General features: G+C 64.7%; 1 protein-coding gene. It reads left to right on the top strand.

Annotated features, from left to right (window positions below; all coding sequences use genetic code 11):
* The coding region (locus H0524_RS24400) for an Ig-like domain-containing protein (RefSeq protein ID WP_255435750.1) at nucleotides 1-204 on the top strand (204 nt) is incomplete at both ends.

The following is a 204-nucleotide window of genomic DNA, read 5'->3' on the forward strand; positions in this document are numbered from 1 at the left end:
CTCGACGGCACGACCACCCTGGACACGAAACCCCTGTCCGGCAACCCCACCACCACCGCAACCCTCACCGTCACACACCTGGCACCCGGCACCCACCACATCCAGGCGCGCTACAACGGCGACAGCAACTGCCCAGCCTCAACATCCAACTCCACGACAGTCACCGTCCCAAAGCCCACCATCCCAGTAACCGGCACCAGTCTG

The sequence above is a fragment of the Salinispora sp. H7-4 genome (assembly GCF_013416675.1).
Classification (GTDB): domain Bacteria; phylum Actinomycetota; class Actinomycetes; order Mycobacteriales; family Micromonosporaceae; genus Micromonospora; species Micromonospora vitiensis.